Origin of the sequence: Bittarella sp. HCP28S3_D9, from assembly GCF_052065655.1 — a bacterium.
Lineage (GTDB): Bacteria > Bacillota > Clostridia > Oscillospirales > Ruminococcaceae > Bittarella > Bittarella massiliensis.
In genome coordinates, this window is sequence record NZ_JBQHTP010000028.1 from 1 (window position 1) to 14,044 (window position 14,044).

Annotated in this window: 11 protein-coding genes; 4 read left to right on the top strand and 7 right to left on the bottom strand. The window is 66.1% G+C overall.

Going from position 1 to position 14,044, the window contains the following annotated elements:
* Positions 1–52: 52 nt before the first annotated feature.
* The 7 genes from ftsH to ACTNAU_RS12145 form a co-directional block, all read right to left on the bottom strand.
* A complete protein-coding gene (gene ftsH / locus ACTNAU_RS12115; protein ID WP_441098566.1) occupies positions 53–2,050 on the bottom strand; it encodes an ATP-dependent zinc metalloprotease FtsH in 1,998 nt (665 codons plus the stop codon).
* 29 nt (positions 2,051–2,079) lie between these two features.
* Positions 2,080–2,619, bottom strand: a complete 540-nt coding sequence (gene hpt / locus ACTNAU_RS12120) for a hypoxanthine phosphoribosyltransferase (RefSeq protein ID WP_044992738.1) — start codon at positions 2,617–2,619, stop codon at positions 2,080–2,082.
* A gap of 4 nt (positions 2,620–2,623) precedes the next feature.
* Positions 2,624–4,021, bottom strand: coding sequence for a tRNA lysidine(34) synthetase TilS (gene tilS, locus ACTNAU_RS12125; RefSeq protein ID WP_441098567.1), 1,398 nt, complete (start codon positions 4,019–4,021; stop codon positions 2,624–2,626).
* The gene (gene dnaB, locus ACTNAU_RS12130; RefSeq protein ID WP_021659429.1) at positions 4,011–5,366 is read right to left on the bottom strand and encodes a replicative DNA helicase; all 1,356 of its coding nucleotides are present in this window, start codon (positions 5,364–5,366) and stop codon (positions 4,011–4,013) included. The genes tilS and dnaB overlap by 11 nt, the downstream gene beginning before the upstream one ends.
* Before the next feature lie 121 nt (positions 5,367–5,487).
* The gene (rplI, locus tag ACTNAU_RS12135; RefSeq protein ID WP_021659427.1) at positions 5,488–5,934 is read right to left on the bottom strand and encodes a 50S ribosomal protein L9; all 447 of its coding nucleotides are present in this window, start codon (positions 5,932–5,934) and stop codon (positions 5,488–5,490) included.
* A gap of 55 nt (positions 5,935–5,989) precedes the next feature.
* A complete protein-coding gene (locus ACTNAU_RS12140) occupies positions 5,990–7,966 on the bottom strand; it encodes a DHH family phosphoesterase (protein WP_441098568.1) in 1,977 nt (658 codons plus the stop codon).
* Positions 7,967–8,018: 52 nt separating this feature from the next.
* The gene (locus ACTNAU_RS12145) at positions 8,019–10,115 is read right to left on the bottom strand and encodes a ribonuclease J (RefSeq protein ID WP_441098569.1); all 2,097 of its coding nucleotides are present in this window, start codon (positions 10,113–10,115) and stop codon (positions 8,019–8,021) included.
* A 423-nt stretch (positions 10,116–10,538) separates the two neighbouring features.
* Between ACTNAU_RS12145 and rnhA the strand changes: the two genes are divergently transcribed.
* The 4 genes from rnhA (at position 10,539) to mnmA (ending at position 13,993) form a co-directional block, all read left to right on the top strand.
* Positions 10,539–10,994 carry a ribonuclease HI gene (gene rnhA, locus ACTNAU_RS12150; RefSeq protein ID WP_441098570.1) on the top strand — a complete coding sequence of 152 codons (456 nt, stop codon included), beginning with the start codon at positions 10,539–10,541 and terminating at the stop codon, positions 10,992–10,994.
* A 229-nt stretch (positions 10,995–11,223) separates the two neighbouring features.
* Positions 11,224–12,411: a cysteine desulfurase NifS gene (nifS, locus tag ACTNAU_RS12155; RefSeq protein ID WP_441098571.1), complete on the top strand. Its 1,188-nt coding sequence runs from the start codon at positions 11,224–11,226 to the stop codon at positions 12,409–12,411.
* Between the two features lie 84 nt (positions 12,412–12,495).
* A complete protein-coding gene (gene nifU / locus ACTNAU_RS12160) occupies positions 12,496–12,921 on the top strand; it encodes a Fe-S cluster assembly scaffold protein NifU (protein ID WP_021660233.1) in 426 nt (141 codons plus the stop codon).
* The gene (gene mnmA, locus ACTNAU_RS12165) at positions 12,914–13,993 is read left to right on the top strand and encodes a tRNA 2-thiouridine(34) synthase MnmA (protein ID WP_441098572.1); all 1,080 of its coding nucleotides are present in this window, start codon (positions 12,914–12,916) and stop codon (positions 13,991–13,993) included. The genes nifU and mnmA overlap by 8 nt, the downstream gene beginning before the upstream one ends.
* The last annotated feature ends 51 nt before the right edge of the window (positions 13,994–14,044 follow it).

The following is a 14,044-nucleotide window of genomic DNA, read 5'->3' on the forward strand; positions in this document are numbered from 1 at the left end:
CCCCCCCCCCCCCCCCCCCCCCCCCCCCCCTAACTCTAGTCGATAAAAAGCGCTATGCTTGGGGCCCGCTCTTGTCCTCTTCTCCGCCCTCGCCCGCATCGGGCTGGGCCGGAGGAGCGGGGGGTGTCGGCAGGCCGCCGTTCCCCTCGGGCAGGACCGGGGGTTCGCCCGCCGGGGCCGAGAGGGCCGGAGCCGCCTCTTCCCCCTCCAGCAGCGGGGTCTCCATCAATTTGATGAAGGTCTCGCCGTCGACCTTTTCGTACTCCAGCAAAACCTTGGCCACGGTGTTCAGGGCGTCGGTGTGCTCCTCCAAAATGGTCTTGGCCTGGCTGTACGCCCTGTCGATGATGGCCCGCATCTCCTTGTCGATCTTGGAGGCCACCTCTTCGGAGTAGTTGCGCGCCTGGTTGAGGTCGCGCCCCAAAAACACCTCCTGCTGGTCGGTGCCGTAGACCAGGGGGCCCAGCTCCTTGGAGAAGCCGTAGCGGGTGACCATCGCCCGGGCGATGTTGGTGGCCCGCTCGATGTCGTTGGAGGCGCCGGTGGAGATGTCGTCGAGCATCAGCGACTCGGCCACCCGTCCGCCCAGCAGGGTGACGATGTCCTCAAACATCTGGGAGCGGGTGCGGTAGTTGCGGTCCTCCTTCGGCAGGCTCATGGTGTAGCCGCCCGCCTGGCCCCGGGGGACGATGGAGATCTGGTGGACCGGGTCCTGGGACTTGCAGTAGTAGGTGACGATGGCGTGGCCCGCCTCGTGGTAGGCCGTCAGGCGGCGCTCCTTGTCGGAGACCACCCGGCTCTTCTTCTCGGGGCCGGCCACCACCTTGATGGTGGCTTCCTGAATGTCGGCCTCGGTGATGGCCTTGCGGTTTTTGCGGGCCGCCAACAGGGCCGCCTCGTTGAGGAGGTTGGCCAGGTCCGCGCCGGTGAAGCCGTTTGTTGTCTTGGCGATGACGCCCAGGTCCACGTCGGGGCCCAGGGGTTTGTTGCGGGCGTGCACCTGCAAGATCTCCTCCCGGCCCTTGATGTCTGGGTAGCCCACATAGACTTCGCGGTCAAAGCGGCCGGGCCGCAGCAGGGCGGGGTCGAGGACGTCGCGGCGATTGGTGGCGGCGATGACAATGACCCCCTCGTTGGCGCCAAAGCCGTCCAGTTCCACCAACAGCTGGTTGAGGGTCTGCTCCCGCTCGTCGTTGCCGCCGCCCAGGCCGGCGCCGCGCTGGCGGCCGACCGCGTCGATCTCGTCGATGAAGATGATGCTGGGGGCGCTCTTCTTGGCCTGGTCAAAGAGGTCGCGCACGCGGGAGGCGCCCACGCCGACAAACATCTCCACAAAGTCGGAGCCGGAGATGGAGTAGAAGGGGACTTTGGCCTCCCCCGCCACCGCCTTGGCCAGCAGGGTCTTGCCGGTGCCCGGAGGGCCGATGAGCAGCACCCCTTTGGGGATGCGGGCGCCCAGGGCAGAGAACTGGCCGGGGTTTTTGAGGAACTCCACCACCTCGCGCAGCTCTTCCTTCTCCTCGTCGGCGCCGGCCACATCCTGGAAGGTGACCCGGTTGGGGCCCTCCCCCTGCTGGGGTTTGACCTTGGCCTTGCCGAAGGAATTCATCTTGCCGCCGCTGCCCGCGGACTGGCGGAACATGAAAAACCACAGCAGCGCCATCCCGCCGATGAGCAGCACATAGGGGATCATGGCCGCCCACCAGGGGGCCTCCACCGGCGGGGTGTAGTCGTACTCAATGGGGGCGTCGGGGTGCTTCTCGTTGTACGCGAGCACGCCGGGCTCCACATGGTCCACAAACATCTTTACATTGGGCACGTTGTAGGTGATGGTCTCCTCCTGGCCCCGCAGCTTGGCCTTGAGTTTCCCGCTGCCGAAATCCAGGGTGAACTTCTCCACCTTCTGGTCGTCAAAATACCCGATGACTTCTTGGTAGGTCCTGGTCTCGCCCGTCTTGAGGTTGAGCAGGACGAAGGCGCAGACCACCAGCCCCAACAGGATGAGTACATAGATCCCTGTGCCGGAGCCTTTCCCTCTCTTTTTTGTCAACGGCTTAGCCTCCTAACTGACTGCTTTTGCTATTTCGTGTAAACTTCCGGTTTGAGAACGCCGATATAGGGGAGGTTGCGGTACTTCTCGTCGTAGTCCAGCCCGTAGCCGATGACGAACTCGTCGGGGACGGTAAAGCCCACATAGGCGGGGGCCACCGACACCTGGCGGCGCTCGGGCTTGTCGAGCAGAGTGCAGATCTTTACCGAACTGGGCTCCCTGGCCTCCAACATCTCCATGATGTAGCTGAGGGTCATGCCCGAGTCGAGGATGTCCTCGACGATCAGCAGGTCATAGCCCTTGAGGTCGATGTCCAGATCCTTGATGATCTTGACCACGCCGGAGGTCTTGACCCCCGCGCCGTAACTTGAAACCGCCATGAAGTCGATGGACAGGGGCAGATCGATGGCCCGCATCAAGTCCGCCATAAAGGCAATCGAGCCTTTGAGCACGCTCACCAGCAGCAGGTTCTTGCCCTGGTAGTCCCGGGTGATCTGCTCGCCCAGCTCCCGCACCCGCTCCTTGAGTTCCTCTTCGCCGATCAGGGTCTTCAGCACGTCGTCTTTCATCATTTTATACGTCCTCCCCGCAGTACAGTACCGCTATCCTCTCGGTTTTTCCGGTCACGGCGACCCGGGCCGCCACGTCCACGCCGGGGATACAGACCACCCCTTCGCCGTCGGCGATCACCGGGACCCGCCCCCGCTCTTGGGGGGGGATGCCCAGCTCGCAAAACAGCTTTTTCAGCGTTTTGGTGACGCCCCGCCGGGAGAGGGCGATGCTGTCCCCTTCCTGGCGGCCGCGCGCAACAAGTGTAGTCTTTAGTTTATCATAGTCCATACAATTTATTAAGTGGTTTTTGTGAACTTTTTCTAGAATTGCACCATTTTCCGCTGTTGTGACACAGAGGGTGAGGGTTTTGCCAAAAATACTGGCGCTTTTGCCCACCGCCAGCTCGCAGGGCGCTGCCGGCGGCGGGGGAGTGGTCCGCTCCCGGCAGACAAGCAGGCCCCCCCGGCGGCGCAGATAGCGCCCAGCGGCCAGCTCCCGCTCCCCCTCCTCCCCGGCGGCCAACCGCGCCACCGCCTCGGCGGCCAGGGCGGTGGCGGGCAGGGCGCAGTCGGTCAAAAAGAGCCGGGCCACCCGGCCCTGCAGGGCGGGGTGGAGGGCCGCAAAGGCGTCGGCGTTCAGGGTCGGGAGCGCCCCGCCACCGGGGCCCTTGCAATCAGCATATGCCTCGGCGGCCCGGAGATTGAGAAAATCCCGGTCCTGTGCCAGGTAGCCGGCGGTGGCGGCCACCGTCTTTTCCAGGCTGGGGTTGAGCTGCCGCAGGGCGGGCAGCACCTGCAGCCGGATGCGGTTGCGGGCATAGGTCTCGTCCCCGTTGGTGGAGTCCACCACAAAGGGGAGCCCCTCCTCCCGGCAGTAGTCCTCCACCTCGGCCCGGGTGCAGCCCAGCAGGGGGCGGATGAAGGGGCCCCGCACCGGTGGGATGCCGCAGAGCCCGTCGAGCCCGGCGCGGCGGGTGAGGCGAAAGAGGACGGTCTCCACCTGGTCGGTGAGCTGGTGGGCGGTGGCGATCTTCGCCCCCTCCCGCTCGGCCAGCTCGCCGAAGAGGCGGTAGCGGATCTCCCGCCCGGCCAACTCCTCTGAAATGCCCCGGGCCCGGGCGGCGGCCCGCACGTCCTCGGAAAAGGCGTACAGGGGTACCCCCCACTGCGCGCAGAGGGCGCGGACGAAGGCCTCGTCCCGCCCGGCCTCCTCCCCCCGCAGCCGGTGGTTGAGATGGCAGGCCGAGAGCCGGGCCCCCAGCTCCTCCCCGCTTGCCAACAGGGCGTGGAGGAGGGCCACCGAGTCCGGCCCGCCCGAGAGGGCCACGATCACCCGCTCGCCGGGGGAAAACATCCGGTGCCGCCGCACCGCCGCGCAGACGGCCGCCCGCAGCCCCTCCCCCTCTGGATTACGGGGCATCGCGGTAGGTTTCCAGCGAGGCGAAGCGGGTGTAGGAGCCGTCCCAGCTCAGCTTCACCGTGTCCACCTCGCCGTGGCGGTTTTTGGCCACGATGCACTCGGCGATGTTCACGTCCTCGGTGTCCCGGTTGTAGTACTCGTCCCGGTAGAGGAACATGACGATGTCGGCGTCCTGTTCGATGGAGCCGGACTCGCGCAGGTCGGAGAGCATCGGCCGCTTGTCGGGGCGGCTCTCGGGCCCGCGGGAGAGCTGGGAGAGGGTGATGATGGGCACGTCCAGCTCCTTGGCCATGATCTTCAGGCTCCGGGTGATTTCGGACACCTCCGCCACCCGGCTCTCGATGCGGCGGCCGGAGGTCATCAGCTGCAGGTAGTCGATGACCACCAGTCCCAGGTTCTTGATCCGCCGCAGCCGGGCCTTCATCTCGGGGACGGTGATGCCCGAGGAGTCATCGATATAGATCTCCTTTTGGGAGAGGTGCTCGGCCACCGCCACCAGGTTGGCCCACTCCTGCCCGGTCAAATCGCCGGTGCGAAAGGCCGAGTTGGAGATGGACGCCTCGCTGGAGAGGACCCGGGAGACCAGCTGCTCCTTGCTCATCTCCAGCGAGAAGATGACCACCGCCTTGTCGCTGCGGTTGGCCACGTTGGTGGCGATGTTGAGGGCGAAACTGGTCTTGCCCATGGCCGGGCGGGCCGCCAGCAGGATCAGGTCGGACTTGTTGAGGCCGAAAATCAGGCTGTCCACCGCCGAAAAGCCGGTGGAGAGGCCGGTGAATGCCTGCTTGTCGTCGCCGGAAATCTGCTGCAGGCTGTCGAAGGTGTCGATGATGATGCCGTCGATGCGCTGGGGCCCCTGGGTGGTGCGCCCCTGGCGGATGTCGAAGATCTTCTGCTCGGCGATGTCCAGCAGCATCTTGGCGTCCTGCTCCCCCTCGGAGGTGGTGTCGATGATGTCCCGGGCGGTGTAGAGGAGGGTGCGCAGGTAGTACTTCTCCTCGATGATGCGGGCGTAGGTCTCCATGTTGGAGAGGGAGGGCACCATCTGGGCGATGTTGGTCAGGTAGATCTTGGCCTGGTCTTTGGTCTCGAAGATCTGCCGGTCACAGACCTCGTTGAGCAGGGTGACAAAGTCAATGGGCTCGCCGGCGGTGAACATCCGGATGATGCAGGCGTAGATCTCCCGGTGTTGGGGGTTGTAAAAGTGTTCGGGCTTCAGCCTTTCCAACACGGTGGAGAGGCAGTTGGGGTCGATGAGGATGCCGCCCAGCACCGACTGTTCGGCCTCCAGGTTGTAGGGCATATTCAGGCCGTACACGTCCCCGGTTGGTTGCAGCGGTTCCACCGCAGTCCCTCCTTCTTGGGCGGGCGCCCCTCGGGGCCCGCCTCGACTTCTCACTTACACGGCGAAAGGGGACGCGGGCGGGCCGGTTTTCCCGGCCCGCCGTCGTCCCCCTGCGGCGCTGTTACAGCTCGACTACCGAGACCTTGATCTCCGCCTCGATGGAGTGGGCGAATTTCACCTGGGCGCTGTAGCTGCCAAAGGCCTTGATGGCCGTGTCCAGCTTGATCTTGCGCTTGTCCACCGCCACGCCGTAGGCGTCCTGCACGGCCTGGGCGATCTCCTTGCCAGTGACCGAGCCGAAGAGCTTGCCCTCTTTGCCGGCCTTGGCCTTGACGGTGACGGTCTTGCCGTCTATCTTGGCGGCCTCCTCCTTGCAGCGGGCAATGTCCTCCTGGGTGTGGTGCTCGGCGGCGGCCTGCTTGTTTTTCAGGTCGTTGATGGCCTGGGCGTCGGCCTCGATGGCCAGCCCTTTGGGGAGCAAAAAGTTGCGGGCGTACCCGTCGGAAACCTTATGTAACTCCCCCTTTTTGCCCGTTCCCTTCACGTCCTGTTTCAAAATGACCTGCATGGCAGTTCTCTCCCTTCTCTCCCCCGCTCGCGGGGGCCTTTTCATCTGGTGGTATCTATTGAATGTGGTTTTGCTCGTAGTAGAGGTCGATGGATTTTTCCAACATCTTCACTGCGGTGTCCAGGCTGGTCTCCCGCAGCTGGGCGCCGGCCATGGTGTGGTGGCCGCCGCCGCCCAAACTCTCCAAAATCAACTGGACGTTGAGCTGCCCCAGGGAGCGCGCCGAGATGTTCACCTGGCTGCCCTGGGAGAAGAGGACGAAGGAGGCCCGCACGTCGGAGATCTCCAACAGCTCGTCCGCCGCCTGGGCCGACACCACCCGGATGTCGGGGATGTCGTCGGGGGATTTGGCGATGGCGCAGCTCTTGTAGACGTGGGCCCCGGTGACGATGGCGGTGCGGTTTTGAAAGTCCTCCATGGTGGAGGAGAAGAGCCGCTTGACCTCCACCGTGTCGGCCCCCAGGGAGCGCAGGTAGCCCGCCGCCTCAAAGGTCTTGACCCCGGTCTTGACGGCGAAGTTCTTGGTGTCCAAAACCAGCCCGGCCAGCAGGGCCTCGGCGAAGACTGCCTCCACCTCCTTCTCCCCGTCGCCCAGGTACTGCAGCAGCTCGGCCACCATCTCGGAGGCGGAGGAGGAGTAGGGCTCGTGGTAGAAGATGACGGCGTTTTCAATGTAGTCCACCCGCTTGCGGTGGTGGTCGATCACCACCACCGACTTGCACCGCTCCAGCAGCTCGGGCACCTCGACCATCGGCTTGGCGTGGGTGTCCATCACCACCACCAGGGTCTCGTCGTCCACCAGGTCGCGGGCCGCGGCGGCGTCGACAAAGAGGGACTCAAACCCGGCGGCGCCGATCTGCTCGATGAGGGGGGCCGAGAGGGTGGTCTGCCGGTCGACGGCCACAAAGGCGTCGATCCCCAGCAGCCGCAGCCCCCGGCAGAGCCCGGCGGAGGAGCCCACGCTGTCCATGTCGGAGAAGCGGTGGCCCATGATGATGACCTGCCGGTGGATCTTGCAGAGTTCCAGCAGGGCGGAGGCAATGATCCGCGCCCGCACCTTGGTGCGCTTCTCCACCCCCTTGGAGACCCCGCCGTAGAAGTCGTAGCCGTTGACGGTCTTGACCGCCACCTGGTCGCCCCCTCGGCCCAGGGCCATGTCCAGGGCGTGGCGGGAGGTCTCCAGGTTGCCGGTGAGGCTGTCCGGCTGCATCCCCACCCCGATGGAGACGGTGATGGGCACCTTGCCGTCCACCGTGATCTTGCGCACGTCGTCGAGGATGGGGAAGCGCTCCTCAATGATCTTGTGCATGTAGCGGTACTCCACCACGGCGAAGAAGCGGCGGTTGTTCATCTTGATGAGGATGCCGTTTTGCCGGCCCACAAACTCCTCCAAGCTCCGCTCCACCTCGCCGGTGACCCGGGCCTTCTCGCTCTCCTTGTAGGACTGGAGGATGTCGTCGTAGTTGTCCACCAGGATGCTGAAGATGCAGGGGCGGGATTGCAGGTACTCGATGGAGTCGCGCTTGAGCTTGGTGGTCTCGCAGAGGTAGATCACCGAGGTCTCCCGCCCCTCCCGCAGGGAGACGGCGGCAAAGGCCGAGAAGAACCGGTCGCCGATGCGCACCGGACAGCCGGTGGGCTGCTTGGCCTTGGCCAGGTTGAAGCCGGAGATGAGCCGGGAGAGGCCGTCGCTGAAACAATCCCCCTCCCCCTTGCCAAAGATGGCGGCGAAGAGGCCGTTGTGCCAGAGGATCTCCCCGTCCGCTGCGGTGACCGCCGTGGGCAGGGGGAAGGACTGGATGGCCGCCCCCCGCTCGAAGGTGATGTCGGAGGCCACCACGTCGATGACCTGAAAGGCCCGGCGGCGCAGCCCGGCGATCATCCACCAGGCGACGGCCACCACCCCGGCAGAGACCACACCCATGGCCGCGCAGAGCAGCGGGTGGACAAACCAGGAGAGCGCCGTCAGCAGCACACAGCAGCCGGCGATCACATAGAGGAGGGGGTAAAACCCCTTGTAGCTTTTTTTCACGCCTTCACCTTCCCAATGGCGCCGCCCCGCCGGGGGCGGCCAGATCGTTGCCTCAGACCTCCATGATGATGGGGAGGATCATGGGGCTGCGCTTGGTCTTTTGAAAGAGGAACATGGACAGGGCCTCGCGGATGTTCAGCTTTAAGTCGGCCCAGTCGTTGACCTCCCTCTCCAGGCACTTGTCGAGGGTTTTGGTCACCACTGCCCGGGCCTCTTTGATGAGCTGTTCGCTCTCGCGCACATAGACAAAGCCGCGGGTGACGATGTCGGGGCCGGCCACCACTTCGCTGGTCTCGGAGTCGATGGTGATGACGATGGTCAGCAGCCCGTCCTCGCTCAGGCGCTTGCGGTCGCGCAGGACGATGCTGCCCACGTCGCCCACGCCCAGGCCGTCGACCATGACCTTGCCGGCGGTGACCAGCTCGTCTTTCTTGACGCCCCGGGGCCCGAACTCGACCACCCGGCCGTTTTCGCTGATGACGATGTTCTTTTCGGGGATGCCCAGGGAGCGGCCGAGGCCGGCGTTTTTGATGAGGTGGCGGTACTCGCCGTGCACCGGCATGAAGTACTGGGGCTTGGTCAGGGCGAGGATGGTCTTGAGCTCGCCCTGGCAGGCGTGGCCGGAGACGTGCACCTCATACATGCTCTCGTAGATGACCTCGGCCCCCAGCTTGAAGAGGGCGTTGACCACGTTGCCCACATGCTTTTCGTTGCCGGGGATGGGCCGGGCCGAGATGATGATGAAGTCGCGGCTGTTGACCGACAGCTGCCGGTGGGTGCCGTTTGCCATCCGCGAGAGGGCGGCCATGGGCTCGCCCTGGCTGCCGGTGGTGATGACCACCAGCTTCTCCGGCGGGTAATCGCCGGCCTCGGCCAGTTCGATGAGCTGGCCCTTGGGCACCTTGAGGTAGCCCAGCTCGATGGCGCGGGCGGTGACGTTTTCCATGCTGCGGCCGCTGACGAGGACCTTGCGCCGGAACTTGTGGGCGGTGTCGATGATCTGCTGGATGCGGTGGATGTTGGAGGCGAAGCTGGCGATGATGATGCGCCGGTTGCCCGCCTTGGCAAAGAGGTTTTCAAAGGAGCGGCCCACGCTGCGCTCAGAGGCGGTCATGCCGGGGCGCTCGGCGTTGGTGGAGTCCATCAGCAGCGCGGTGACCCCCTCTTTGCCCAGTTCGGCAAAGCGGGCCAGGTCGATCATCTCCCCGTCGATGGGGTCGTAGTCGATCTTGAAGTCGCCGGTGTGCACCAGCGTCCCCGCGGGGGTGTGGAAGGCCAGCGCCACCGCGCCGGGGATGGAGTGGTTGACCCGGATGAACTCGACTTGCATCCTGCCCAGCTGCACCCGGTCGCCGGCGGCCACCACATTGAGCTTGCTCTTTTCCAGCAGGCGGTGCTCCTCCAGCTTGCCCTCCACCAGGCCCAGGGTGAGCCGGGTGCCGTAGAGGGGGACGCTAATCTCCTTTAACAGGTAGGGCAGGCCACCGATGTGGTCCTCGTGCCCGTGGGTGAGGACCACGCCGCGAATGCGCTTTTTGTTTTCGATCAAATAGGTGAAGTCGGGGATGACGATGTCCACCCCGGGCATGTCGCTGTCGGGGAAGGTGAGGCCGCAGTCGATGACCACGATGTCCTCGCCGTACTCGACGGCGGTGCAGTTTTTGCCCACCTCGTGCAGCCCCCCCAGGGGGACGATGCGCAGCGGCAGGGCGCCGCCCTTTTTGCCGGAAGCCGATTTTTTCCGGCCGCCGAAGGGGGCCTTTTTCTTCCCCTCGGCCTGGGGCTGGGGGGCGGCGGCCGGGGCCAGCGCGGCGCTCTGGGCGGCGGCTGCGGTCTTGGCCGCCTGGGCGGGAGTGGCCTTTTTGGGCTGGCGGCTGCGGCTCGAGGGCCGCCGCTGGCCGCCCTGGGCGGGCTGTTTGGCCGCCGCGGCCTGCTTTTTCTGGGGGGCCTGTTTTTGCTGGGCCGGCTGCTTGGCCGCGCCCGCCTGGGCCTGCTCCTGCGCCTTGGCCGCCTGGGCCGGGGTCGCCTTTTTGGCGGGGCGGCCCTGCCCCTGGCGGGGACGGCGGTTGCCGCCGCTGCGGCCGCTCTTTTTCTGCTGGGGCTGAGAAGCGCCCTGGGTCTTGTTCTTGTCGGTGGTTGATTCTGCCATTTGTTCCTCCTGTAACTGCGGGGCGGGCCCTTTTGGGCACAGCCGCCGCAGGCGCCCCGCAGGGCGCCTCTTTATTTTCATTGATTGGATTGTAGGATTTTCCGAATGCCCGGAAAGGGTGCGCGGCCGCCCGGCTCTGCCGACGCGCAGAGGGTCTGCGGCCACGCGCTGCGCCAAAGGGCGCAGGGAAAAACGTACAGATACAGATAAAATCATACTATCCGTTTTCCCCGCAAATGTCAAGGAAGGGGGAATGCCTTCCCCGCCCTTCCGTCTTTTCCCAGTATGGGCCGATCGGGCGAGAAATATCTCCCTTTCGCCAAGGGGCGGCGCTTGTGCCGCCGCCCCTTTTTGGGTATACTGGAAAAAGCGCCGGGCCCCGCCGCGACGGGCGGGGGCCAGGCGGGAAAGGGAGGCAGAGAGATGCCGGCAAATCACGTGGAAATTTTTACCGACGGCGCCTGTAGCGGCAACCCCGGCCCCGGGGGCTGGGGCGCCATCCTCCGCTGCGGCGACGCGGTGCGGGAACTCTCCGGCGGGGAGGCGCAGACCACCAACAACCGCATGGAGCTCACCGCCGCCATCGAGGCCCTGGCCGCCCTCAAGCGCCCCTGCCGGGTGGAGCTCTACTCCGACTCCAAATACCTGGTGGACGGGGTGCAGAAGGGCTGGGCCGTGAGCTGGCGGAAAAACGGCTGGCGCAAGGGGAACAAGGAGCCCGCCCTCAACCCCGACCTCTGGGGGCGGCTGCTGGAATTGCTGGAGGTGCACCAGGTGACCCTGCACTGGGTCAAGGGCCACGCCGGCCACCCGGAAAATGAGCGCTGCGACGCCCTGGCGGTGGCCCAGCGCGACCGCTTCGGCGTCGCCGGGCGCTGAAGCGAGGGCGGCCGGCTGTCGCCAATCGGGGCGGCGGGGAATACCATTTTATCAGAGCCCGCTTTTGGGCCGGGGCCCCTCCCCCCACTCGGCAGCGGCCCTCTTTGAAAATAGACGGGCGCCCCCTTGCAATTCATACTAAATTGGTGTATATTAGAGTCGACGGGTCCCCCAGCCGCGCCGGACGGCGCAGCCGGCCCCCATTTTACAGAGATATGAGGTGTGTTCCATGAGCAGATATATCTACGCGGACAACGCCGCCACCACCCCGGTGAGCGAGCCGGTGCTGGAGGCCATGCTCCCCTTTTTAAAGGAGGAGTACGGCAACCCCTCCAGCATCTACCAAAAGGGGCGGGCCGCCCTGGCGGCCATCGAGCACGCCCGGGTGCAGACGGCGAACGCCCTGGGCTGCGAGCCGGGGGAGATCTACTTCACCGGCTGCGGATCGGAGGCGGACAACTGGGCCCTCAAGGCGGCCGTGATGGCCCTGGCCAAAAAGGGGAAGACCCACCTGATCACCACCGTGTTCGAGCACCACGCCATCCTCCACACCGCCCAGAAGTTGGAGCGGCTGGGCTGCCAGGTGACCTACCTGCCGGTGAGCCCCGAGGGGCTGGTGGACCCGGCCGACGTGGCCGCCGTCATCCGCCCCGAGACGGCCCTGGTCTCGGTGATGTACGCCAACAACGAAATCGGCACCATCCAGCCCATCGCCGAGATCGGCGCCATCTGCAGGGAGCGGGGGGTCTGGTTCCACACCGACGCGGTGCAGGCGGTGGGGAACGTGGAAATCGACGTGAAGGCCCAAAACATCGACATGCTCTCCCTCTCGGCCCACAAGTTCCACGGCCCCAAGGGGGTGGGCGCCCTCTACCTGCGGCGGGGGATCGCCATCCCCAACCTGCTCGACGGCGGCGGCCAGGAGCGGGGTCACCGCGCCGGGACCGAGAACGTGGCCTCCATCGTGGGGCTGGGCCGGGCCATCGAGCTGGCCTGCGACCCGGCGGCCATCGCCCGCAAGAGGGAGCACCTGACCCCCCTGCGGGACCGCATCATCGCCGCGGCCCTCGAGCTGCCCCACACCCGCCTCAACGGCGACCCGGTGAAGCGGCTGCCCGGCACCATCAACCTCTCCTTCGAGGGGGTGGAGGGCGAGTCCCTGCTGCTGATGCTGGACTTAAACGGGATCGCGGCCTCCTCCGGCTCGGCCTGCACCTCCGGCTCCCTCGACCCCAGCCACGTGCTGCTGTCCCTGGGGCTGACCCATGACGTGGCCCACGGCTCCCTGCGCCTCTCCCTGGCCGAGGACATCACCGAGGAGGAGGCCGACTACATCATCGAGACCATCCCCACCGTGGTGGCGCGGCTGCGCGCCATGTCCCCCCTGTGGGAGAAGATCGTCAAGGCCGAGCAGTAGCGGCCCGGCCGGGCGCGGGCGGACCTTTCCCCCGAACGCGCCCCTCTCAACACACATTTTTACAACTGGAAAGGCGGATGACAAATGCTCTATTCTGAAAAGGTACTGGACCACTTCTCCAACCCCCGCAACGTGGGCGAGATCGAGGACGCCGACGCCGTCGGCGAGGTGGGCAACGCCAAGTGCGGCGACATCATGAAGATGTACTTGAAGATCGACGGGGACACCATCACCGACGTGAAGTTCAAGACCTTCGGCTGCGGCGCGGCCATCGCCACCAGCTCGATCGCCACCGAGATGATCAAGGGCAAGAAGATCAGCGAGGCCCTGAAGCTCTCCAACAAGGCGGTGATCGAGGCGCTGGACGGGCTGCCCCCGGCCAAGATCCACTGTTCGGTGCTGGCCGAGCAGGCGGTGAAGGCCGCCCTGAGCGACTACTACCGCAAGCAGGGCATCGACCCGACCCCCATCGTGGGGGAGATCGGCGACTGCGAAGCCTGCCATGGCTGAGCGGGTCCTGGTCGCCATGAGCGGGGGGGTGGACTCCTCCGCCTGCGTCTCCCTGCTGCAAAAGCAGGGCTACGAGGTGGGCGGGGTGGTCTTTGACATGTCCCCCGCCCACCATCAGGCGGTGGAAGACGCCCGGCTGGCGGCCGACTTCTTCGGGGTGCCCCTGACCGTCTGCAACCTGAGGGAGCGGTTTTCCCGCGAGGTCATCGACTACTTCTGCCAGAGCTACCTCTCCGGCGAGACCCCCAACCCCTGCGTCCGCTGCAACCCCACCGTCAAGTTCGCCGCCCTCTACGAGGAGATGCAGCGCGGCGGCTACGACTGGATGGCCACCGGCCACTACGCGGGGATCGTGCGCCGGGGGGACACCTACTACTTCACCCAGGCCCAGTCGGCCCAGCGGGACCAGAGCTATATGCTCTACCGGCTGCCCCAGGAGATCATGGCCCGGCTGCTGCTCCCCCTGGCGGGGATGGAGAAGCCCCAGGTCCGCCAGTTGGCCCGGGAGGCGGGGCTGCCCACCTTCGACAAGCCCGACAGCCAGGAGAACTGCTTCATCCCCGACGGCGACTACCCCGCCTATGTGGAGGGGCGCTGCGGCCCCTCCCGCCGGGGGCAGTTCATCGCCCCCGACGGCAGCCCCGCCGGGCCCCACCGGGGCATCGCCCACTACACGGTGGGCCAGCGCAAGGGGCTGGGCATCGCCCTGGGGCGGCCGGTCTTTGTCCGCGCCATCGACCTCGCCAGCGGGGACGTCCTCCTCTGCGACGCGGGGGAGGAGTACGCCGCGGAGATCCGCCTTCGGGAGGTCTGCGCCCCCGACCCGGCGCAGCTCGCCGAGGGGGCGCAGGTGCTGGTGAAGATCCGCTCGGTGGCCAAACCCTGCCCCGCCACCCTGCACTTCTTGCCCGGCGGCGGGCTGACCGTCCGCTTTGCAGCGCCCCAGCGGGCGCCGGCCCCCGGCCAGTCGGCGGTCTTTTATCGAGACGGACTGGTGATCGGCGGCGGGATCATCGACCGGCCCCGGCCGGAGAACGGAGGTGCTGCAGGTGGACCCCAGACAACCGCGTGAAAAGCCCTCTGCCATGAAGGTGCTGATGATGACCGTCGGGGTGATCGTGGC